At 66.3% G+C, this 691-nt stretch carries 1 protein-coding gene; it reads left to right on the top strand.

Going from position 1 to position 691, the window contains the following annotated elements; all coding sequences use genetic code 11:
* A partial coding sequence (locus AC5WS7_RS40620) for a beta-ketoacyl synthase N-terminal-like domain-containing protein (protein WP_495959988.1) occupies positions 1-691 on the top strand: 691 nt, incomplete at both ends.

Here is a 691-nt window from a genome sequence, read left to right as displayed (position 1 = left end):
GTTGCGCCTGCACGGCACGCCCACCGGAGTTTTCGCCGGTGTGATCGCGCAGGGGTACGGGGTGGCGGCCGAGGGCTTCACGGCCACCGGTCAGATCTCGAGTGTGGTCTCGGGTCGGGTGGCGTATGTGCTGGGTTTGGAAGGGCCTGCGGTGTCGGTGGATACGGCGTGTTCGTCGTCGTTGGTGGCGTTGCATCTGGCGGTGCAGTCGTTGCGGTCGGGGGAATGTGATCTGGCATTGGCCGGTGGTGTGACGGTGATGGCAACGCCGAGCGTGTTTTCGGAGTTCAGTCGGCAGCGGGGGTTGTCGGTGGACGGGCGGTGCAAGGCGTTCGCGGGCGCGGCGGACGGTACCGGGTTCGCTGAGGGAGCGGGCGTTGTCGTTGTCGAGCGTTTGTCCGATGCTCGCCGACTCGGGCACGAGATTCTCGCGGTGGTGCGGGGTTCGGCGGTGAATCAGGATGGTGCGTCGAATGGTTTGACTGCGCCGAATGGTCCGTCGCAGCAGCGGGTGATTCGGGCTGCGTTGGCGAATGCGGGGTTGTCGGTATCGGATGTGGATGCGGTCGAGGCGCATGGCACGGGCACGACCCTCGGGGATCCGATCGAGGCGCAGGCGTTGTTGGAGACTTACGGGAAGGGGCGCTCCGGGGGCTGGCCGGTGTGGTTGGGGTCGGTGAAGTCGAATATC

It is taken from the genome of Nocardia sp. PLKS1-43 (assembly GCF_059510335.1).
The sequence above is the reverse complement of the archived record's forward strand: the minus strand, read 5'-3'. Positions and strand labels throughout refer to the sequence as shown.